The following is a 22,617-nucleotide window of genomic DNA, read 5'->3' on the forward strand; positions in this document are numbered from 1 at the left end:
TTTATTTTTCCTCTCTTAGGACGGGTCTTACCCATAATGTCCTACCCATTCTATCATTTTTAGCGACTTTACTCAAATCAGAACACGCTAAATTCGCTATTGCGTATACATTATTCTCAACTAAAATAAGAAAATTATTTCTATCTTCTAAAGAAATATGTTCATCAATGAAAAATTTCCTTAATTTTTTATGTTTTCCTCTAATTAATATCTCATCATGTGGCATTCTTCTACGGATTTCAATTTTCCCTTTTTCAGGTATATGAATAACTTGATAAGACTTGTCATGCGGATTCTCTTCCAAAATCTCAATAAAATCTTGCCAGTTATCAGAAGCAATAATATAATCTTTTTCTTCAACGTAAAAAGAAGTGGCTGTTTTTACAAAAAAGTAATCCCGATTTAATTCAGAACGATATTGCTGGGGACGCTTAATAACGTGAATTAATTCCTGTAACTTGGCCCTTGACAATTGTATTTGAGGAAATTTAGCAAAATAAGTTCGTAAAATAAAATATTTCAATGAGTCAGATTCTTTCAAGAAATCGGAGATACTTATTTTATTGTCATTTTCACCGATAAGAGAACAAGATTCAATTTTTTCATTAATCACTGTCATTGCCATTTCAATTTCAGTTGATAAGTCTGCAATTCCGTCCGAAAATTTTGGGTTTTCATTACTCAGTTCAGGAATAATTTGATTGCGAACCCGATTTCTGAAATATGCAAGGCCATGATTTGTTTGGTCTTCAAAATACAATGGTGCGTCGAATTCACTTTTCTTGAATTGTAAAAGCGGACGAATTAGCTCTCCGTTGGCAAACGGACGAACTGCTTGAATTGACTGTAAACTTTGTAAAGCACGACCGGTAATTTCACGCATAAGGAATGTTTCAACCAGATCTCCCTGATGATGAGCTGTTAAAATCGCTGTATAGCCATTTTTCAACATGATATCCTCAAAGAAAGAATAACGAAAATCACGGGCTTTTTGCTCAGTAAACTTGCCTGTAAACCTCCCTACAAATAAGTCAACATTGCGCGCTTTCGCAATTTTTCTGATTTCTATTTCTTCAAAATTTGATGCTTCACGTAATCCATGATTGATATGTGCAATTCCGATTTCAATTTCCAAAACATCTTTAAGTTCATACATCCAATTAAATAAAGTCATCGAATCTAACCCACCCGAAAGTGCAATTAGTATTTTATGATGCTTATCGAAATAATGATTATCTTTAATAATTTTTAAAAATTTATTCCTGGAATTAGTCATTTCAAAACCTCATATACATCTTTAGAAATTTGTTCTATTAATTCATCGCTTCCCCCCTCTGTTTCAATTACCAGAACATAGGGTTGTGAAGAAAAAACAATCGCCGCATCATGATTATCGCTACCTGCGCTTCCAATTTTGTGAGCCACTGAAACATTTGAAGGAAGACCAGCTTGAATTTTTATATTGTCAAAATTTGTATTGAACAATGCATCAAAAGAAGCTCCGCCCTCGTTATATAGTGCTTCTAAAACTTTCCCCACCATCTCTGACGATGCCAATCGCGTTTTTGGATTCCATGGTTGCCCTGCTATTTTTGTAATCTCATTTTGAAACGTTGGACTAAATTGACCTGTTTCATAATAAGCCAATAAATTACTTCCCACGTTATCTGACAACTTGGCAGTCCGATTGATTACATCTTGGAGGTTATAAATAATGTTATTTGCTGTTTTCGGAATATTTCCTGTCCCAGCAGGCTGGAAAGCTCCATAAAATGAATTAATTTTATCTGTATAAAGTAAGCCATCTGAGAGATTGGCTGTCCCCTCATTTAGACTTTTCTGTGTCCAATATAATATCGGGATTTTGGATAAACTTGCGGAATACATCTGTTTTGTCTGGTTTACACCAACTGTAAACTTGCTATCAAGCAATTTGACATAAATAGAATAATTAGATTTATTATATTTTTGATTTAGTAAGGTCTGAACTTGAATTAACTTTGGATTTTCCAATGTGGTCTCACTAACTTCAACCCATCCTTTCTGACCATCAGATAGAAGAACTTCGTAGTAATCTCCCCAATTCGTCTGGGCAATTTTATCAATTCTCAAAGCAAGATTTGGTGCAAGAGTTGTGACAATGGATTGATCGGAAGCTGTAAATGGATTGTAAAATACTTTTACAGTACCTTTGGTATAGGCTGTTATATTTTCAATCTTTACACTACTAACCAAATCGCTAACAAGAGTTTTACTCGCTGAAATGTAATTTCCATTTGTCAATTCAAAGCTATTATTTTTTAGTTTGTCAATTTCAAGTTCAGTATTAGGCTTAATTTGCCCCACTTTGTGTGTTAAGTTTGCATCTTTATATTGAATTATTGCTGATTTAGCAACTGCATTCTCTGGAATGCTTTTCCAATATATTGTATCTCTTGAAACTTGTTTAGAACTTGAAACGTTGACATCAATTTTTCTATTGATATCTGCTAGGTTGTGTGATGATGAAGTAAAAAAGCTTGGGATGATCATTAAGATCATCGCCAAGCCCACTCCGATATTCAGCTTACTGCTCAGCTTTTGCATTATTTAAAACCTTATCCAACATCTGATTAGCTTGAGATAGATCTTCTGTTAACCAGTGCATATTTTTAATCCACATTGGATTTCCACCATGAAGGAACTCATAAGTTCTTTGTCTTTGTCCAAATGACTCCCCTGTTATATCCCAAGCCAAATTCAAAAGTAACGAACGATCTTCAGCATCAATCAAAGGACTAGTCATACTTTTTTTCAAAATATCTGATATTTCTTTATTATCAAATTCTGAGAAATCAGGAATTCCCATCACAGAACCACTTGATAATTCTGCAATAACACGTAGTGCCTCATCGTAATATTTGGTCAAACTTGCACGAACCGCGAGTAATACCTGCATATTAGGAGTCATAACTCCATTTTCCAAATGTGCAGTCACTTCACTAGCAATGATGCTGGATTTGATCATTTCCAAGTTTACAGTTAGATTTCCTAGCATCTCTTGAACACGCATAAATCCTGCTAAACCTAGCTTTTCGGCAAGTCTAACCGCCAATCCAGTTACAAATTCAAGCTTGACGAAACCTCTGACTTCATCTTGATGAGCAGTGTGGACGAAGAAACCTGAACCAGGGAAGAATGCATTTGATTTTTCAACAGAACCGCAAACAAATAAATTTTCATTTGGGACAAATACATCATCTAAAATGATAAATGCATCCATTTCATCAAAAGCACCAGATAATGGGTAATCTTTCAAAGAAAAATCTTTTTTCATCGTCGGTTTGCGACAAACCATTTTAACACCATCTGTAGCCAAAGGTAATGAAAAGGCAAGTGCAAATTGCTCGTCAATAGCATTCAAGCCAGGTAAATTAAAGACTAAAAGTTCATCTGCTAAAGGTGCTAATGTATTAACTTGTTTAGCCCCACGAACGATAATACCATCATCACGTTTTTCCTTAATCCAAACGGCAGCAAATTCTTGCCCTTCTTCTAAAAGTTGAGCTAGACCTTTTTGGCGATCAACTTGAGGGTTTTGAATCGCATGTGAAATAAATAAATCTTCATCCTTAACTCGTTTGGCCCAATCACGCGCATTTTTAGCATAATCTGTACGATCATCTTTACCTAAAACATCAGCGTAATATTCAATGATTGCTACGCCAGTGTCAATAAAATCTGGTGTACGTCCTAAGAAACCAAATGATTCACGTGCGATTTTTTCATATATTTTCCGCTTATGTTGTAAATCTTCGACTGTTAAAGTAGGCATAAAAAGAATTGAATGTTTTTGTCCATTCTCTTCGTAAAGAAAAGTTTCTGGATCCTCATCTTGAAGCTCATAATAACGTTGCACATATTTTAAAGTTTTAGAAAAGACAGGTTCTTTTGATAAATCATCAATTTTCCTTCCTCCAAAAAAAACTGAACGTCCGTCATTTAAGTTTCCATTTTTTGTGCTCATTTTATCTCCTTATTTATAACGTGCAATGCTTTGATTTTTTCATCGCTCGCTTTTAAAAAAGCGCCAAAGGTGCTCTTAAAATCCTTATCAACAAATTTCAAATCAATTTTGTCATTATCATATTCTTTTATGATTTCGAAGCCGATAAAATCACCAATTTGAAATTTAGGTAAATTTTTGGGTACATCTGACCAACGGATTAAACCAACACGTTTATCTTGTCCTTTTTCCAGTTTTTTGAAATTTTCTTCCCTTTGTTCAGAAAACCGAACAAATACACCATATTTTGTTATATTTGAAATTTGACCAATCATTAGTTATTACTATTGTTTTTCATCCCTGGAATCTCAAAGATTTTTTCATTACTTTCTGAGTATCCTTGAGTACGTGCATATTTTGCTAAAAAGTCTGGGTCTTTCATTTTTTGAATTTCCTGACTCTTTGCAGTTGTTTCCTGAGTTAATTGATCATTCGTCTTAATAGCAACTTGTTCTAGTTTAAGTTGTTTTTGAAGATTTTGATACGCATGAACTAAACTCATACTTAATAAACTGAATAAAACCATAGCAAAAATGAGGATAAGCCCGAGGTGACGTCTTTTGGGTGGCAAATCCTTATTCTTCTCTTTCAATTTTGCATTCGTGTAATCATTGTTCAAACGAATAATCTGTTTATTATCCATCGTTCTCATCCTCTTTGATTCTCGTTTCAGATACTAGTTCATACATTTTTTCAGCATCTTCTTTTTTTGTGAAGTCTTTAGTTTCTAATACTTTAGCAACTACAACCTTATTTCCGAAACGAATTTCAAGCAAGTCATTAAATTTTACATCGCTTGATGATTTGGCTAATTTTCCGTTGATTTTTACACGGCCTTTATCAGCAACTTCTTTAGCAATTGTGCGACGTTTTATCAAACGTGATACTTTTAAAAACTTATCTAATCTCATGTGTAGATTATAACATATTTCTTTTTTTTTGAAAAATGGCTAGACTAAAATTTATAGTAAAAAAGCTCTCCAGTTTTAAGAGCTTTGTTTTTATTAATTTTTTGCTTCATGTTTATTTCTAAGTGCTGATAAAGTCTCGACAAATTGCATGATTTCACTTAATAAGACAACTGATTTTCTATTTTCTATCTTAAATTTGAAAGTCATCTTTCCTCTAATTTCCCCAACACTGGCCTTCATTTTTGTTTTAGCTAGTGCTTCAAAATACTCTTGAGGATCATAAATCGTATTTGCCACTTTTTCCATTGTTAGTATTATTTCAAATTTTGTTTTATCAATTTTTTCAATCATCGCATTGTCAGCAAATGATTTTAATAAACCAATTTCGAGTAAATAAGCTACTTCGTCTGGATACTCACCGAAGCGATCGACAATTTCATCTTGTAATTCCTGATAGTTTTGGCGACTATCAATTTGACGAATTCGTTTGTATATTTCAATCTTTTGGCGTTCGTCTGAAATGTAATATCCAGGAATAAAAGCATCCAATCCGAGTAAAATTTCCACATTGGATTTTCTTTTTGATGGAGAATGACCCATCCTTTTTTGGACAGCTTCCTCTAAAAGTTGAGAATATAAATCAAAACCAATACTATCAATGAAACCTGATTGTTCTGCACCTAATAAATTGCCAGCCCCTCGAATCGACAAATCGCGCATGGCAATTTTGAATCCCGATCCAAGTTCTGTGAACCCCTTTATCGCGTCAAGTCTCTTTTCTGAGACTTCAGAAAGAATCTTTTCTGGACGATACATAAAATAAGCATAGGCGACTCGATTGGTACGTCCTACACGACCTCTTAATTGATAAAGTTGTGATAAGCCCATATTATCAGCATTTTCGATAAATAAAGTGTTTGCATTTGGAATATCCACACCCGTTTCAATAATAGTAGTAGCAACGAGAATATCATAATCACCTGCAATAAAATCGAGTAGGTTGTTTTCTAACTGAACCTCCCCCATCTGACCGTGAATAAAACCAATTCTCGCTTCTGGAATAAGTTCCTCTAATTGAGAAACTTTTTGTTCAATAGTGTCAACCCTGTTGTAAACATAGTAAACCTGTCCACCACGGGAAATTTCCCGTAGGACTGCGTCCCTTACCACACCATAATTATTTTCCATGACATATGTTTGAACAGGGTAACGGTTGGTCGGGGGTGTTTCAATCACTGATAAATCTCGAATTCCAAGCATAGACATATGAAGCGTTCTTGGTATCGGTGTAGCTGTAAGTGTCAACACGTCAACTTGTGACTTAAGCGACTTAAGCCTTTCTTTATGCTTTACACCAAAGCGTTGTTCCTCGTCGATTATCATTAACCCCAAGTCAAAAAATTCTATATCTTTTGAAAGTAAACGGTGTGTCCCTATGATTAAATCAATGCGTCCTTTTCGTAATTTAGCTAAAATCTCTTCTTGTTGAACTTTAGTTTGAAAACGACTGAGTACAGCTACGTTGACACCAAAGTTTACAAATCGCTCGGTCATTGTTGAATAATGTTGCTCCGCTAGAACGGTTGTTGGAACTAATACAGCAACTTGTTTGCCATCATTAATTGCTTTAAAAGCAGCACGCATAGCAACCTCTGTTTTACCAAAGCCAACATCACCTACGAGCAAACGGTCCATGGGACGTTCTAATTCCATGTCTTTTTTAATCTCATTAATCGAACGGATTTGATCCTCTGTTTCTGCATATGCAAAGCCACTGTCAAATTCGTCTTGGTTGGCATCATCTGGTGAAAAAGCATATCCTTTTTGGGACTGTCTTTTAGCATAAAGCTTGATCAAGTCATCCGAAATATCTTCGACTTGTTTACTAACGGACGTCATTGTTCTACGCCAACGTCCGTCATTTAATTTATTGATCTTAGGTGTTTTACCTTCACCAGCGGTATATTTACTTAGTAATTCGAGATGTTCAACAGGAATCGAAATGGTATCATTATTTTGATATTGAATTGTCAAATAATCCCTATGCATGCCATCAATTTCAATGGTTTCAATCCCTAAATATTTACCAATCCCATGATTTTTATGAACAACATAATCTCCAACTTGGAGTTCATTATAATCTTTTAGTCGCTCTGCGTTTGTGATGTTAAGTCGACGTGCTTTTTTCTTGCGAACCTTACCGAAAATTTCACCTTCTGTAATCACAACAAGTTTTTCATCAATAAAATTAAAACCATTTGATAAGGCCAAATTTACTAAGTTTACTTTTCCAATTTCAAGAGCACTTTTTTCAACTTCTTGAATATTTAACTCTAACTCTTGAATACTTTTTCTTAATTTTTCATTGGACACAGCTAAAACAACTGTGAATTCTTGTCGAATATATCTGTCAACCTCGGTGTAAAATAAATCTAATTGCCCAAAAAATTGTTGCATAGAATGTTGATTGAAATGGTGTAAACCATCAAATTTAATATTTCCGAGTCCTTTTTGAAAATTTGAAAAGAAGCTAACAGGTTTATAATTCCTCAGTTTTGCAATTGTATCTAATAAGTAGTGCTGATTTTCAAATGATCGTCCCATTGATTTTTCTGAAAGGATAAAATCTGCTAATTCCAGTTCGATTTTATTATTCATTTCATTAACTTTTTGGAAATCGTCTATAAATACTTGTACTCCTTTAGGAAAATAATCTAGTAAAGAGTATTGTTTTTCATAAAAATATTCTAAAAATTTTCGTAAATCTTTGTGAATATTATTGTTTTTGCTCGCTGAAATAACTTCTTCAAAATATGATTTTGATTTTTCATCATCCAATTTATCAGACAAAATTGACAATAAGTTTACACCGTTCGTAAACTCTTTATCAGTAATGATTAAATCACTCGCAGGGTATATTTCTAAGGCATCAAGACTAGCAATTGAACGCTGATTTTCTACATCAAAAGAGCGAATCGCATCAACCTCATCACCAAAAAATTCGACACGAATTGGATTTTCTGCATCAAGCGGATAAACATCAAGTATATCTCCTCTTTGCGAAAACTCTCCTGGTGTCATCACGCGCTGTGTTTTTTCATAGCCAGCCCCAACCAATAGATTGGTCAGTTCTGACAAATTATATTCATCTCCCGGTGTCAAAAATAAATAATTTTCTGAGTAGTGATCAGGATTGGGTAATGGACTTCGCAAAGCCATAAATGGAACAACCAAAAAGCCTGTTGTATTGGTGTCCAACAGGAAATTTAGCGCCTCTAGTCGATAGGCTGTTCTATCTTTTGATGCTAATGCGAATTCAGCATAGACATTGTCATCACTGAAAAATTGATAGACTTTTTCTTCATCAATTAATGACGACAACTCATCGTATAGTTCATTGGCATGAAATTGTGTATCTGTAACAACAATATATTTATCAGGATTATTTTCATATGCATTAGCCATGACGATTGCTTTAGCAGTTCCTGAAAGTCCTGTCAATAAATGCCGTTCTCGTTTAGAAAAACTCCGTTGCCAAATTTGTAATTCTCGATTTTGGTCAAAAAATTCAATAATATTCATCAGTTAAATTTATTCATTGCTTTCGTAAAGTCATTGTTCTCAATATAATATTTAATCGCGTCTACTGCTTTAAAGATTCCATCTTGTGCTTCAGAATTATCTTCAGAATCAAACTTTGTTAATACATGATTGACTACTTTCATCCCATTTTTAGGTCGGCCTATTCCAATTTTAACATGATTGAAATGTTCCGTTCCAACATGAGTTAAAATTGATTTAATACCATTATGTCCACCAGAAGAACCTTTTTGTCGAAGACGAACACGGCCAACAGGCGAGTCCATGTCATCAAAAACAACGCTCAGATCTTCAGGATCAATATTAAAATAAGTTAACAGAGGCTTTACAGCACGACCGGATTCGTTCATAAAAGTCTGTGGTTTCACGAGAAACACTTTTTCTCCATTTACAAATGTTTGAGCGACTTCTGCAATAAAAGTTTTTTCCATTTTAAAATCTGTTTGATACTCTTTTGCTAAAAGATCAAGCGCCATGAAGCCCATATTATGCTTAGTCCCATCGTAACGGTCTCCTGGATTTCCCAAGCCAACAATCATTTTTGTCATTATATTTCCTTTTCTACAAAAAACGCCAAAAGGCTGATTTTTTTAAATCAGCTATTGGTCTTATTATAGCAAAATTTATTTTTGCATGCTCATCTTTCGGTTAAAAAAATATTATTAAATTTAAACATAATATTTATCCATCATATTGAATAACTTACAACTTTATCAATAAATTTTTTCTTTATTTTTGAAGCTCTCTAAAATAACTAATTGAAAAACTGAGCCTTTTTATTGCAGTCATTGTTTAAAAAATTGATGCTACAAGTCTGTACCATATAATCCTGTTGGAGATAATTAGCTTAGAACTAAGTCTGATGAGGTTGCTTCCATCCTTCTTTTAAGTCTCAGGAGTTAGGAAAAATACCATTGAAAACAGCCGATCAATAAAACCTTTTTCATGCCTGTTTACTGTTAGTAAACAGGCAGCTGTAAACTTGCTGTAAACCCAACTTCTCTTTTTTTCAGAACTGACAGATTTTACTTTGTACAGATGCTTAAACTACCTTTCAAATTTATGTTTTTCGATTTCACGTGAAACAAAAAAAGTGTAAAATTTACACTTTTTGTTTAATACCTTCTAAATTTAGACATTAAAACGGAATTCCATCATGTCTCCATCTTTTCCCACATAGTCTTTTCCTTCTTCACGAAGACGCCCAGCTTCTCGAACGGCTTTTTCTGAACCATATTTCATTAAGTCATCGTAGGACATCGTGACCGCCCGAATAAAACCACGTTCAAAATCTGAATGGATAACACCAGCCATTTGTGGAGCTTTCATACCTTGTTTAAATGTCCAAGCACGAACTTCTTTTTCACCTGCTGTAAAGAATGTTGCTAATCCGAGTAAATGATAAGCTGCACGTGTCAATAAATCAACACCCGACTCTTCAAGTCCAATTGACTCCAAGAATTCTTTTTTCTCATCATCATCTAATTCTGCAATTTCTTCTTCAATACGAGCGGAAATGACAGCGACTTCTGCTTTTTCTGTTGCCGCAAAGTCACGAATTTGTTTCACATATTCAATGTTGTCAGCATCACCGACTTCATCTTCAGAGACATTGGCAACATAGAGAACTGGTTTAGTTGTCAAAAGGAATAACCCCTTCACAACTTTCTTTTCGTCTTCATCAAATTCAATCGTACGAGCAGATTTTCCATCCTCAAGGACAGGTTTAATTTTTTTCAAAACATTAAATTCTGCGATGGCGTCCTTGTCTTTAACTGTCCGCGCAACTTTTTCTACTCTCGTATATCGTTTATTTACAGATTCTAAATCTGCCAAAATTAACTCTAAATTAATGGTGTCAATATCATCCATTGGGTCAACAAAATTACTTTCACGACCTGCTTCACGCATAACATTTTCATCATCAAAGGCACGAACGACATGGATAATTGCGTCTACTTCACGGATATTGGCCAAAAATTTATTTCCAAGACCTTCGCCTCGTGATGCCCCTTTAACAATACCAGCAATATCGGTAAATTCAAATGTTGTAGGTACTATTTTTTTAGGATTATAAATTTTAGCAATTGAATCCAAACGTGCATCCGGTACCTCAACCATCCCAACGTTTGGATCAATTGTAGCGAATGGATAGTTGGCTGCTTCAGCACCTGCCCTTGTAATTGCATTAAATAAAGTTGATTTGCCGACGTTAGGAAGTCCGACGATACCTGCTGTTAATGACATTATTATTTTTTCCTTTGTAAAATTATCTTTCTCAATTATATCGTAAATCAGTAAAAAAGACAAAGAAACCTTCGTTGTAACAGGTTTGTTGCTTGTTTTTACTAATATTTTAGCTAAAATAAAATTTATAAAATGAGAGAGGGAATTAACAAAGATGAACATACTTTTTGAGAAAACTAAAAATTTCCCGACAAACTGTCAACCTAACACAAGAAGAGGGCTCGGAAAAATTATTTGTTACAGGACAAATTGTATCAAGATGAGAAATAGATCAGGCACACTTAACCGATATATCTGCAAAGGATAAGTAGTTTATCCAGTGTCAACCTATTTTACTCACACAAGACAAGCAATTCCTCGACGAGAACAGGAAAAGACAATCCCCAATATATCCCCTGATCAAACTAGCTCAATTTTATCAGGCGAATTGAACACAATTAGTACAGGAATAGAAGTCCCTCAAAATATAAATTTTTTTATCCCTTTACACTCATTGGTGTTATTGTATTTAATAGCTTTTTGGGCATACCAATAGTCATGATAATTTTATCTTTTTTGATTAGTGTTATCATGGCTGAGATAGCTTTACTTTCCATACCATTTGTGGTTTTATACGAAATATTTTTCAATCAAATCAAAGCAATCCTATTTTTTTGGTAGAACTTTGTCCAATGGACTTATTTGGTACCAAATTTTCGGTATGCTTTTAATGTTTCTCGTTGGTTTTTTACTCATTCCTTTTATTCTATGGGGAATTAAATTAAGTTTACAATGGACTGTCAACTCTCTAAAATACAATATGAAATCAATCTATCACTAAAAACAAAAAAATCCAGCTATCTGGACTTTTTAATTCTCTAAAACTTTTTGTAACTTTTTATTAAAATCAAACCGCCCCATCATTACCTCATGGTTACAATTTGTGCAGCGGATTTTTATATCTGCTCCAAGACGAGTAATTTCCCAACGATTTGCCTTTTTTCCAGTTGATTTGATTGTACAAGCATGTGGTTTCTTCATTTCAACAATTGAGCCAAGTTGGTATTCAGCCATCCTTCTCCCCCTATCAATTCAATTTTTCAACTTTGACTTTTCCAGGACCACCCAATAAAATCAAATACTTGTCAACTTTGTTTACATTCTTAAAAGCATCAAGCAATGCCTCCGCATATAAATCCATCTGAACTTGGTAGCGTTCTTTGATTTCATTGATTTGGTTAGTTCGTGAGAAATGGTCAGTCTTATAATCGAATAAAACAATTTTTTTATCTATTTTAACATATCCATCACATATTCCTCGAACAATATACTGCTCATTTGCTATTGAATCTGTTTTTAGCATCGAAAACGGAGCTTCTTTAACCGTATTTTCAACATTGTCAATCAAAAACTGACCAAATTCGGTCTCAAATAGAGTTAATATTTTAGTGATATTAATTTGTTTTTTGATTAATTCATCAACAGGCATCGAATTTAATATCTGTTCGAATTTTTCTTTATTCGGCTGAGAAAAATCAGCTAATTGCATCAAACTGTGAGTCGCTGAGCCAATTTCTGTAGCACTAACTTTTTGAGGTTTGAGGTCAGAAAAAGTGAATTTTTTAGCTCTAATGTACTCTCCGACAGGTTGTACATCACCAAGTTCCAATTTTTTCTCATAGGAACGTTTTTTCACTTGGCTAGGTGTTTGAATGCTTGATAGTTCAGTTGCTGCTTGATTTGGATATTGGTAATTCATAATTGAATATGCCTTTTGAATTTGATCAGATGATTCCATCAGTCCATCGTATTCTTCAGATGATTTCAATAGATTTTTAAAGACAAGTGGCTCATGAAAATCGTTATCTGCAAACTCTAAATCTTTTTTTGAATAAATATGCAAATTCATTGAAAGCTTGGTAGCATTGCTTAGAGCAAGAATCCAATTTTGAAAACCACTTGCATTTGCTCTATATTTATCAGTTAATATATTTTGTACTAGTACAGAATCATTGTACTGGTCAAAAAATGACTTATCCTTAGAATCTTTGATTTTTCCAATCATAAAAAGTTTTTTCTTTGCACGAGTAAAAGCTACGTACAGGACACGCATTTCTTCTGAAAGATTCGCTCTTTTTTTCTTTTCTTGATTCACAAGGTAAGGAAATGTTTCCATCTTAACCAACACATATGGAAAATCAGTCGACACTTCTGGCTCATTTTTTAAATCGGCAACATACCTAATTCCGATTCCATTTTCACGTGTCATAATGCCATTTTCTCTCAAATCACGTTCATTAAAACGGCTTTGTAAATTCATCAGAAAAACATAATCAAATTCTAATCCTTTTGACTTGTGAAAAGTCATTACCCGAACTGCATTTTGTGGAAGCTTAATATTAACAGCAGCCAAATCATTATTTTGCTCCATAAATTTATCAATGAGTCGAATGAACTTAAAGAGTCCTTTAAACCCGGAACTTTCATATGATTCAGCACGAACTGATAGAGCTTGCAAATTCGCCTGTCTCATTTCACCATTTGGAAGGGCACCTACATAATCAAAATAATAGGTTTCAACATAGATTTTCCAAAGCAACTCGTGAATTGAAATTTTATTTACAAGTTTACGCCAACCTGTAAACTTGTGATTGAATTTTTCAAGTTTGCTTTTTAATTCTTGACCAATTAATTCTTGTTTTAATCCTTGTTCTGAAAGACTTAAATTAATTTTTTCCCAATACCTTGTGTCATTACCTGCTTGTAAACTTATTCGTGTTAATTCATCTTCATTAAATTTGAACAAAGGTGAACGAAGCATGGAAACAATTGAAATATCGTAAAGAGGATTGTCAATTGCTCTTAAAACATCAAGCATTACAAGTACTTCCATCGATTTTAAGAAGTCAACTCGCCCCTCATCTAAAACAACTGGTATGCCATAAGAATTTAAGATATTTTCAATTTTGTTGTTGTAAGATTTAGAACGTACAAGAATTGCAATTTCTTTAGGTGCCACGCCAGATTGTATGAGTTGTTGAATGCGTTGCGCAGCAACCTTAATTTCACCATTAGAGATTTGAACTTGAGTTTCATCTTCAACTTCCTCCTCACCCTCGCCTTCGTTCTGAGTTTCATCATAAAGAAGAAGTTCTGGATAAAAATTAGTGTCAATTTCTACTGGATAATCCGTTGTATTTCCTTGAATTAATTTTTCTTCTTTTCCATAAGTCATTTCTCCAATTTCTTCATTCATAAGGTGTTTGAAAACATCATTAGTGAAGTTTAAAACCTCGCCTCTTGAACGAAAATTTTCCTTCAGTCGAATTAATTGATTTGGATTCTCTTCATCATCATAAGTTTTATATTTTTCCAAAAATAAACCTGGATCTGCTAATCTAAATCCGTAAATTGATTGTTTAATATCCCCAACCATAAATAGATTATGACCGTTTGAAAGAAGAATTAACATTCTTTCTTGAGTATGACTGGTGTCTTGATACTCATCAATCATGATTTCATGATAATGAGCTTGTAAATCAGCTCTAATATCTGGGTTTTCTTCTAAAATTTGAATGGCAAAATGGGCAATATCTGAATAGTCAAAAGCATTCTCTTGAATTTTTCTATCAAGATATTTTTCATAAAAGGTTTTCATGAATTTTTGGAGTGAAATAACAATTTCGAATGCATATGGTTGATATTTTTCAATAATGTCAGTGTGTTTAATCTGATCATAGAATTGCCAAATTGCACCTGGACTCGATTTTGTGCCCACTAATTCTGACTTTATTCCTTTAAATTCTTCACGTTGTGCTTGTAAAATTTCATCGGAGGATTTTTTTCCAAATCGAAAATCAATTTTTAGTTGTAAAAATAATGTTTTGTAAGCTGAAAAATCTCGATTTGTTAGTGTTGATATTATTTCATCTTTGCTATCCAATATAGCATTTGCGTTGTTCACACTTCCAGCACCCGAGAGGACTCCATTTGTCAATGATGTTTCGAGGAGTTCAAATAGTTCATTCCAATTCTGAAGGACATCGAATGGATTTGATTGAGGAGTATCATTAAATTTTTGAAACTTCTTAAAGCCTGTCAAATATTCATTATTAAGCCATCCTAATGGATTTTCCGTTGCTGTCATAAAGTTGTAAACACTGTAAACCATCTCTTGAAAGCCTGTGATATTTCGGTCTTTAGAAAAATTTTTAATCAACTTTTTAAACTCTGAACTGCTCAAACCGTCAGTATTGACTTTATCATTTGCTAGATATTCTTCAACGAGTTGGTCAAAAATATCTTGTTTAATTAAGTCACTTTCTGCTTTATCAGCGAGAATTCTAAAATTTGGATCAATATTAATTCGATTAAAGTGTTGTCGAACTAATTTTTGCGTAAAGCTGTCCATTGTGCCGATGTCAGCGTTTGACAGTTTTTGTAAAGCAAGTGTAAACCTTCTTTTTTCATCTGGTTCATTTGTTGAATTACGAGCATTTTTCAAATCACGTTCAAGACGAATTTTTAATTCTGCCGCTGCTTTTTTTGTAAAGGTAGAAATAAATAAACAATCTATATCAATTCCTTGTCTTACTTTTTCAACGATCCGATTAGCCATGACAAAAGTTTTTCCTGAACCGGCACTTGCTGATACAAGAATATTTTGACCTGTACTAAAAATTGCCTCTGTTTGCTCTGGTGTTAATTTTAACTCAGCCATGGTTTATTGTTCCTTCAATTCTGATTTAATTTCTGCGCTTGTTTTAAGACCTATTTCACGCGCATATTCATTCATGTGGACATTAGCTTCAAATCGACAAATTGACTTGAGAGGACAGAAGCTACAGCCTTTAACATTACCTGAAGCATTAATTCCTTCACTTCTCTTCATCACTGGATTAATAGATATTTTTCCCTGTCGAAGTCGTTTCCCTGCTTTTTTGAAATGTTGCTCATTAATCTTGAGCAACGCATTAAATTCATCATTGTCATAAATATTAGTTGAACTTACTGTTATTTCGTCAATCTTCTTAATTTCAGGTAGACTTTCTGACAAAATCAGACCATTGTAATTCATTGTCTTATCGAGTAATTTTGAAACATCTGACAATTGGGCTATTTTAGACAAATCAATCGTATTATTTTGAAATTGTAAATAAAGTGCTCCCCAAATATTTTGGTCGCTAAATGCATTATTTAAGACATCCAAATAAGTCAAAAACTGTAAACTAGTGCCATCGTAGGCATCTTGTAGTTTAAATTGATGTAAGCTTGATTTATAATCAATAGCACCTAGGCTATGATTTTCAATCTCATCAATCCTGTCAATTCGTCCACGTAAATGAATGTCATCGACGACAAAATCACCTAATACACTGGAATCCATACCAAAACTACTCTCAGTCATTTTAGTATGAAGCCGTGGTGAGACTACATTTCGCTTAATCATCATTGCTGTTTGCAAAATGATTTCCTCGAGATTTTGCCATTTAAAGCGTGAAGTGGCATCCCGTTTAATATAGCGTCCATACTCGGAATTGATATCAGTAATGACCGCCTTCAATGTTGCATCAAAATTATCACTGTTTAATTGTGGCTGAGCAAGAAGGGTTTCAAATACTTTATGGAAAAAATTTCCTACAACTTTAGAATTAATATCAATATCTTCAAAAATCTCAAGTTTCAGAGTATTTTCGATGAAATATTGGAATTCACAATTATAGAAGCGTTCAAAAGCAGAAACAGAAGCATATATATTTTTGTTGTAAAGCTGGGCAATTGTCGCTGCTGACAGATTGACTGGTTCAATATCCTGATCTAGATCAATTAGTAACCGTTGAAAATCATGATTATTTTTAGTTAGAAGTCTAAAAATACTTGACCAAAATACTTTATTGGGTTGATTTTCAGTATTATTTTCATTAATTTCCCGTTCAATCTTTCCAATTGTCGCAATAACTGCACGGGCATTTCCAATGTGTTCAATTGACTCTTCTGCATTACTTGGCCGAATTACTCTCTTAATTTCTGGCTCAGAATGATTAATCAATAGTTGAATGATTGGAGAAATGTCGTCTTGAACATTGTCAACGATTTTAGGGACGGAAAGAACCAATTTCTCTGTAGCTGCGTTCATCAACGAAAGAACAGTTGACGTCGCTTTTTGATAATTTACAACATTCAATTGCTCAATATACTGATTATCACTACTCGTTTGATTAATTTCAGCACGTTCATCATCGGATAAGAGAGTCGAATTGATTTTATTTCGTGGAAAGTTCGTTTGACTTAGTCCAATTGCATAGACATATTTATTTGTCCTAGGCCCAACAAGTTCGTAATCTTTGATATTAACTACGTCCACATTTGCTGGAATCTGACGATAATTGGCATTTTTAAGTCCAGCCAAGATAATATCAAGAAAGTCAACAATTTTCATTTTCGTATCAGCAAAAACACCCAAAAATTCTTTCAAAACAGACATAAAAAGGGCCCAGACTTGTTCATGTTTTGACGCCATTTGATGATCATTTGACATTTCCGAGTCCTGATAAAGTTGATTCAATTCATCAATTATTCGTCCATCTTCCATGAATTTTTGAAATTTTGTAACCCATGTTTTTCCACTAACAGCATGATTATTTGAAAGAAAATCGTCTAAAGGAGAGTTTTCCCCAAGTAAACGTTGACGTAAATTTTCAATTTCTAGGAATTTTGCATCCTCTGTTTCCTCAAAAGGACTATTAAATTTCTTCTTGCCTTGAATCTTATTCTGATGAACAAAATATTCAAAATGATCAATTTGATTTTGGCTAATTTCAGATTGAAAATAAAGTTGACACTTGATTAAATTAACAACATCATCTGGTCGATAATTATTTGATTTAATAGCATACAAACTTTCCATGAAAACAATTAATGGATGGTGACTCATTTTTTCTTCAGCAGCAAAGAAGAAAGGAATCTCATACAATTCAAAGATTTCTTTCATTGAAATTTCATATTGCTGTGGATCACCTAATAAAATTGTAAATTCCTTAAATCGAGCACCTTCTGAAATTTTTCTTCTGATTTCTTTTGCCAGTCCTTCAATTTCAGCTGTTTGGTTTACAGCTTCCCAAATTTCGAAAGTATCCTTTTCACTGTCAGTGATGACAATTGGATTATCACTTAGAACATATGATTGATCTTGTTTTACAAGTTCCGTCAACTTATTGTAAACTTTATTTACACCTTTTTTATCAAGTTGATTTCTTTTTGCAGCATATTTTGATGAAAATCGATTCATCATTTCCAAAGCATTAGCATAAACCGAATCCTCATCTTGAATGTTAGTTTGTTCAGCAAAAGTCCCAATAATAAAACGCTCTACTTTTGAATTAAAGCAAGAAATAAATTTTTCTTCTTCCGCACTAAAGCGACTATAGCCATCGACTATAAATACTGTATTTTCTAAATCTGAATCGAATTCGTGTGCAATCCCTCTTTCGATAAATTCATTAAAATCTGAAAAATTTGCAAAATGTAGTGCCAATTCTTCTTCAAATTGATTAAAAATAAGTTTTAATTCGCGATTTTTTTCATTATCAGGAAGGTCATCAATGACAAGATTACTTTTTTCTAATTCATTTCGTAAATTGACGAGTAAATCAAAAAAACTAGATGCGTTCTGTAAACCAAAATAAAGAGGAATTTCATCTTTTTTGAATGATTTCAATACTTTTCTAAAAAGCATTGTCATTCCAGCAGGACTGAGTTCAATTTGATCTCTAAGAATTTCCTTTTTATCAAAATAATATGGAATTTGCTTAAATCTCGTAACAATCAAATCAAAAACGGCGGCATCAGCTCCATTGTTGATCCGCTCTAATATTTCCTTCTCCTTTTCAAAAGACATCGAAGAAGGAACAATATAATAGACTTTCTTCTTTTTTGCCACTTCTTGCTCAGCTATTTCAAGCAAACTTGCAGTCAAATCCTGTGTAATGTCGGTATATAAAATTTCCATAAAAAATAAACCCAACTTTCGTTAAGTCTATTATATCAAATTTTCTTAATCTAAATAACCATATCCATTAACATTAGTTTGTACGAACAGGCGTAATTAATTGAATAAAACTTGTTTCATCATTTTTAGGTTGTAAAGTAAATGGACGCACATTTGAAATGAAACGAATACGTACTTCAGGCGATTTGATAACTTTCAAAGCATCAATTAAATATTCAGGGTTGAAACTAATTGCCAAATCAGAACCATTTTTTTCAAGAGTTGAAATTTCTTCATGTACAGAACCAACTTCAGGTGAATTTGCTGTTGTAATAACTGAGTCACCTGAAACAGTTAATTTAACAGTACCATTCGCTGTTTGAGTAGTCAATAAACGTGCACGTTCCATCGAATGACGTAACTCTGCAACATCAAATACCAAATCTAAACTATAATCCGATTCTTTAGGAATCAAACGATTAGTATCAGGATAATTTCCCTCAATCAAGCGGCTATAGTAGCTAATTGTTTCATTTTTGAACAACATTTGACTATTGTTGATGAAAATTTCAATTTCTTCCTCATCATTTGTAAAAACATTTTTGAAAGAATTAATTGATTTGCTTGGAAGGATTACATCAAATGACAAATTTGATTCATCAAGTGCCAAAATGCGTTGGCTCATGCGATGAGAATCAGTTGCGACGGCTTTTAATTCATTGTCATTAATGACTTGCAAATGGACACCTGTAAAGATAGGACGGTTCTCCTGATTACTTACAGCAAAAACAGTTTCACTGAATAAAGATTTCAAATGTCCCACTTTAATTTTCAAAGATGTATCTTTTGAAATGGCTTGAATTCGAGGATAAACTTCAGCATCTAGACCTTTTAATGTAATTTCAGATTTTCCTGAATGTAAAACCACTTGTTTTTGGTCATCTTCAGTAAATTCTAAAACAACCTCTGGTAATTGACTAACAACACTTTCGAAGAAAGAAGCCTCTAACAAAATTGAACCAGTTCCTTCGATAACCATATTAGCATCTTTATTGTCGGCAGGAATAAAGTTTTCAATTGAAATCTGACCATTCGATCCGACAAGTGTGATTCCTTCAGTAGCGACTACAATTTTTAATTTAGTCAAAGCTGGAATGGCTACTTTAGATCCTATTGCTTGTTTTGTAATTCTTAATGCATTTTGGAATGCTGATTTGTTAATGGTAAATTTAATCATGAGACTCCTTATTTATTTAATATAAATATATTTAGTAGTAGTAATAGGTCCAGTGAGTATGTGGATAACATCAAAGATACAGTCATATCATCACTGAGTCATTGTGGATAACTTTTTAATAAACCTGGGAATAAGTTGAAACTTATCCACATCATAAAAATTTTCGCTTGATGTTATCAATATCTTTTTGGACATCAATTTCTGTTTTCATCTTATCCGAAATTTGTTTGTAGGCATACATAACAGTTGTATGGTCACGGCCTCCAAATGCATTCCCAATAGCTGGAAGGCTAGTTCCAAGCAATTCCCTAACCAAATACATTGCAATTTGCCTAGGAAAAGCAATTTCTTTAGGACGCTTTGGTCCAATTAAATCAGAAAGAGAAATGTGATAGTATTTGGCAACTTCGTCTTGAATTCGTTTAACAGTAAGATTTGATAGGGACTGGTTAGCCTGGCTTTTCAAAGATCGTAAAGCTTGACTTGCAGTTTCAATATCTACGCGCGTGACATTATTTGCATTTGCTACAAATTCAACACGATTTAATGCGCCTTCAAGCTCACGGACATTTGAATCAATTTGACCTGCAATATAACTCAGTGTTTCACTTGGAAAATCCAGATTACTTGCTTCAGATTTTATTAATAGAATAGCCATACGAGTTTCATAGTCTGGCGCTGTAATATCAGTAGTCAATCCCCATGAGAATCGACTTACAAGACGTTCTTCCAGGTTATTTAATTCCTGCGGAATACGGTCAGAAGTCAATACTATTTGGGCGCCTTTTTCATATAATGTATTAAAAGTATTGAAAAACTCAGTTTTTGTCCCCTCTTTATCACTAAAGAACTGGACATCATCGAGCAATAATAAATCCAAATTACGGTATGTATGCTCAAAACTTTCCATCTGATTCTTTCGTGTCGCATTGACATAGTCATTAACGAAATTTTCTGAAGAAACATATTTGACCTTAGCAGTGGGGTTATCAGTTAGAATTTCATTACCAATCGCATGCATTAAATGTGTCTTACCAAGTCCTGCTCCACCATAGATAAAAAGAGGATTATAGGTATCACCTGGTTTATCGGCAACTGCAACAGCTGCTGCAAGCGTCCACCTGTTTCCAGGTCCTTGAACAAAATTTTCAAATGTATATTTTCCATTCAAACCTGTCAAAATAGGAGTGGCTTGCTCACTTATCTTGGATGAGGTTTTTTCTTCCTGAAACTCATCTGATAAGGCTTCAAGTTCATGCGACGATAACTCATCCTTAGAAAATAAAGCATAAGAAATCGGTTTTCCAAAAACCTCAAAACCGGCCGTACTAATCAAGTCCGACTGTTTTCTCCAATAATCTTTATGAAAGCTTGATTCAACTAAAATATTAGCTGTATCATTCTCAATACTTAATAATTGAGCTGGATCAATAAAATATTCATAAGCTCCTGACTTAATATTTTTTTGTGCCAACTCTTTAACCCTAGTCCAAAATTCGTGGTTTTCTTTTAGGAGAGGCATAATACTCCTTTATTCTTGATTGTTGATAACTCATTATATCATTATAAAAAATATTTTTCCACAACTTTTTAATAAGAAAATTAATTATCCACAAATGTGAATAAAATAACCTAAAAATGTGGATAACGTGGATAACCAAAAATATGATACTATCATAAAGATAGAAACAGCAGACGTTTTCAGACTTATCCACAGCAGTCAAATAAATGTAATTTCTGTTGAAAATGATATGGAAAATTAAAAAACGCAAAAATTTAAATTTAATATAGTGTTAATAAGTAGTGGAAACTTAATAATGAAAAACGTATATCATTTCAATATAGTTGGAAATTCTTGTATAATTAAATTAGGACATTAATTCTTCGTTTTCTACTATTAAATATCTTAAAATCAATCCTGTTTTTCAGATTATCTAATTTAGAAGGAGGAACTGCTATGAAATATATTCACTTTGAACCGCCTTGAAATATACCTTAAAAACAAAGTCAATAAACACAAAAATATTTTAAGATAATTACTAATAAGTGAGGGATTTCGAATCGAAGAATTAATCGACATATATGACAAATTGAAACCGATCGTTTCAAAATCTATGAGAACATTAAAAATCAATTTTTGGACTACAGAGGATTATCATCAAGAGGGTCTAATTACATTAAATGAAATATTAAATTCAGGATGTAAGGAGTCACAACTATACATTCACTTTAAAGTCAAATATCGACAAAAGCTAATAGACGTGATTAGAAAATCACAGGCGCAAAAAAGAATCTGGGATAATGCAGAGAGTATTGATGTTTACGAATCTGAAAATCAAATTAATTCCAGTAACTCAAACCCCGAAGACATAATAGTCTATGACAGTCTTGTAAAGGAAGTAATAACAAAATTAACACCTTCATACCGGAAACTACTGAAACGACATCTAAGAGGTGAGGATGTGACAAGGATGGAAAAATACAGACTGAAGGAACGAATCAAACAAATTTTATTTGATGGTGATTGAATATTCTCATATAAAAGCTCCTAAAAAAATAAATAGGAGCTTTTTTCGTTTGAGAAAATTGCTGAAAAGCGCAGTAATCAAAG

The 22,617-nt window shown here is 33.3% G+C and carries 15 protein-coding genes; 1 reads left to right on the forward strand and 14 read right to left on the reverse strand.

Annotated elements, in window-relative coordinates; all coding sequences use genetic code 11:
• Position 1 precedes the first annotated feature (1 nt).
• From tilS to dnaA, 14 genes are all read right to left on the reverse strand, one after another.
• Positions 2-1,276 (reverse strand): tRNA lysidine(34) synthetase TilS, encoded by a 1,275-nt coding sequence (tilS, locus tag RT41_RS08360; RefSeq protein WP_096818872.1) that lies wholly within the window; start codon positions 1,274-1,276, stop codon positions 2-4.
• Positions 1,273-2,586: a serine hydrolase gene (locus RT41_RS08365; RefSeq protein ID WP_096818874.1), complete on the reverse strand. Its 1,314-nt coding sequence runs from the start codon at positions 2,584-2,586 to the stop codon at positions 1,273-1,275. The genes tilS and RT41_RS08365 overlap by 4 nt, the downstream gene beginning before the upstream one ends.
• Positions 2,567-4,006 (reverse strand): 4-hydroxyphenylacetate 3-hydroxylase N-terminal domain-containing protein, encoded by a 1,440-nt coding sequence (locus RT41_RS08370; RefSeq protein WP_096818875.1) that lies wholly within the window; start codon positions 4,004-4,006, stop codon positions 2,567-2,569. The genes RT41_RS08365 and RT41_RS08370 overlap by 20 nt, the downstream gene beginning before the upstream one ends.
• On the reverse strand, positions 4,003-4,320 hold the full coding sequence (locus RT41_RS08375; protein ID WP_096818877.1) for a S1 domain-containing protein: 318 nt from the start codon (positions 4,318-4,320) through the stop codon (positions 4,003-4,005). Before RT41_RS08375 ends, RT41_RS08370 begins: the two co-directional genes overlap by 4 nt.
• Positions 4,320-4,688, reverse strand: coding sequence for a septum formation initiator family protein (locus RT41_RS08380; RefSeq protein ID WP_096818879.1), 369 nt, complete (start codon positions 4,686-4,688; stop codon positions 4,320-4,322). The genes RT41_RS08375 and RT41_RS08380 overlap by 1 nt, the downstream gene beginning before the upstream one ends.
• Positions 4,681-4,956 (reverse strand): RNA-binding S4 domain-containing protein, encoded by a 276-nt coding sequence (locus RT41_RS08385; RefSeq protein ID WP_054639717.1) that lies wholly within the window; start codon positions 4,954-4,956, stop codon positions 4,681-4,683. Before RT41_RS08385 ends, RT41_RS08380 begins: the two co-directional genes overlap by 8 nt.
• Positions 4,957-5,049: 93 nt before the next feature.
• Positions 5,050-8,538, reverse strand: a complete 3,489-nt coding sequence (gene mfd, locus RT41_RS08390; protein WP_096818881.1) for a transcription-repair coupling factor — start codon at positions 8,536-8,538, stop codon at positions 5,050-5,052.
• Complete coding sequence (pth, locus tag RT41_RS08395) at positions 8,538-9,104, reverse strand: aminoacyl-tRNA hydrolase (RefSeq protein WP_096818885.1); 567 nt, start codon at positions 9,102-9,104, stop codon at positions 8,538-8,540. Before pth ends, mfd begins: the two co-directional genes overlap by 1 nt.
• A gap of 583 nt (positions 9,105-9,687) precedes the next feature.
• Entirely contained in the window at positions 9,688-10,803 is a 1,116-nt protein-coding gene (ychF, locus tag RT41_RS08400) for a redox-regulated ATPase YchF (RefSeq protein ID WP_054639718.1), read from the reverse strand.
• 849 nt (positions 10,804-11,652) lie between these two features.
• A complete protein-coding gene (locus tag RT41_RS08405; RefSeq protein ID WP_096818887.1) occupies positions 11,653-11,856 on the reverse strand; it encodes a DUF951 domain-containing protein in 204 nt (67 codons plus the stop codon).
• Positions 11,857-11,869: 13 nt separating this feature from the next.
• A complete protein-coding gene (addA, locus tag RT41_RS08410) occupies positions 11,870-15,502 on the reverse strand; it encodes a helicase-exonuclease AddAB subunit AddA (protein WP_096818889.1) in 3,633 nt (1,210 codons plus the stop codon).
• Positions 15,503-15,505: 3 nt separating this feature from the next.
• Positions 15,506-18,790: an ATP-dependent nuclease subunit B gene (gene rexB / locus RT41_RS08415; protein WP_096818891.1), complete on the reverse strand. Its 3,285-nt coding sequence runs from the start codon at positions 18,788-18,790 to the stop codon at positions 15,506-15,508.
• Positions 18,791-18,863: 73 nt separating this feature from the next.
• Positions 18,864-20,006: a DNA polymerase III subunit beta gene (gene dnaN, locus RT41_RS08420; protein WP_054639719.1), complete on the reverse strand. Its 1,143-nt coding sequence runs from the start codon at positions 20,004-20,006 to the stop codon at positions 18,864-18,866.
• Positions 20,007-20,157: 151 nt separating this feature from the next.
• Entirely contained in the window at positions 20,158-21,528 is a 1,371-nt protein-coding gene (dnaA, locus tag RT41_RS08425) for a chromosomal replication initiator protein DnaA (protein ID WP_096818894.1), read from the reverse strand.
• 592 nt (positions 21,529-22,120) lie between these two features.
• On the opposite strand from dnaA, the gene RT41_RS08430 reads away from it, so the two are divergent.
• Positions 22,121-22,534 (forward strand): competence protein, encoded by a 414-nt coding sequence (locus RT41_RS08430; RefSeq protein WP_096818897.1) that lies wholly within the window; start codon positions 22,121-22,123, stop codon positions 22,532-22,534.
• The last annotated feature ends 83 nt before the right edge of the window (positions 22,535-22,617 follow it).

The organism is Lactococcus fujiensis JCM 16395, from assembly GCF_002441655.1.
Classification (GTDB): domain Bacteria; phylum Bacillota; class Bacilli; order Lactobacillales; family Streptococcaceae; genus Lactococcus; species Lactococcus fujiensis.

Coding starts and splice junctions, on each gene's coding strand:
- tilS (WP_096818872.1), bottom strand. CDS start 1,276: ATGACTAATTCCAGGAATAAATTTTTAAAAATTATTAAAGATAATCAT.
- RT41_RS08365 (WP_096818874.1), bottom strand. CDS start 2,586: ATGCAAAAGCTGAGCAGTAAGCTGAATATCGGAGTGGGCTTGGCGATG.
- RT41_RS08370 (WP_096818875.1), bottom strand. CDS start 4,006: ATGAGCACAAAAAATGGAAACTTAAATGACGGACGTTCAGTTTTTTTT.
- RT41_RS08375 (WP_096818877.1), bottom strand. CDS start 4,320: ATGATTGGTCAAATTTCAAATATAACAAAATATGGTGTATTTGTTCGG.
- RT41_RS08380 (WP_096818879.1), bottom strand. CDS start 4,688: ATGGATAATAAACAGATTATTCGTTTGAACAATGATTACACGAATGCA.
- RT41_RS08385 (WP_054639717.1), bottom strand. CDS start 4,956: ATGAGATTAGATAAGTTTTTAAAAGTATCACGTTTGATAAAACGTCGC.
- mfd (WP_096818881.1), bottom strand. CDS start 8,538: ATGAATATTATTGAATTTTTTGACCAAAATCGAGAATTACAAATTTGG.
- pth (WP_096818885.1), bottom strand. CDS start 9,104: ATGACAAAAATGATTGTTGGCTTGGGAAATCCAGGAGACCGTTACGAT.
- ychF (WP_054639718.1), bottom strand. CDS start 10,803: ATGTCATTAACAGCAGGTATCGTCGGACTTCCTAACGTCGGCAAATCA.
- RT41_RS08405 (WP_096818887.1), bottom strand. CDS start 11,856: ATGGCTGAATACCAACTTGGCTCAATTGTTGAAATGAAGAAACCACAT.
- addA (WP_096818889.1), bottom strand. CDS start 15,502: ATGGCTGAGTTAAAATTAACACCAGAGCAAACAGAGGCAATTTTTAGT.
- rexB (WP_096818891.1), bottom strand. CDS start 18,790: ATGGAAATTTTATATACCGACATTACACAGGATTTGACTGCAAGTTTG.
- dnaN (WP_054639719.1), bottom strand. CDS start 20,006: ATGATTAAATTTACCATTAACAAATCAGCATTCCAAAATGCATTAAGA.
- dnaA (WP_096818894.1), bottom strand. CDS start 21,528: ATGCCTCTCCTAAAAGAAAACCACGAATTTTGGACTAGGGTTAAAGAG.
- RT41_RS08430 (WP_096818897.1), top strand. CDS start 22,121: ATGAGAACATTAAAAATCAATTTTTGGACTACAGAGGATTATCATCAA.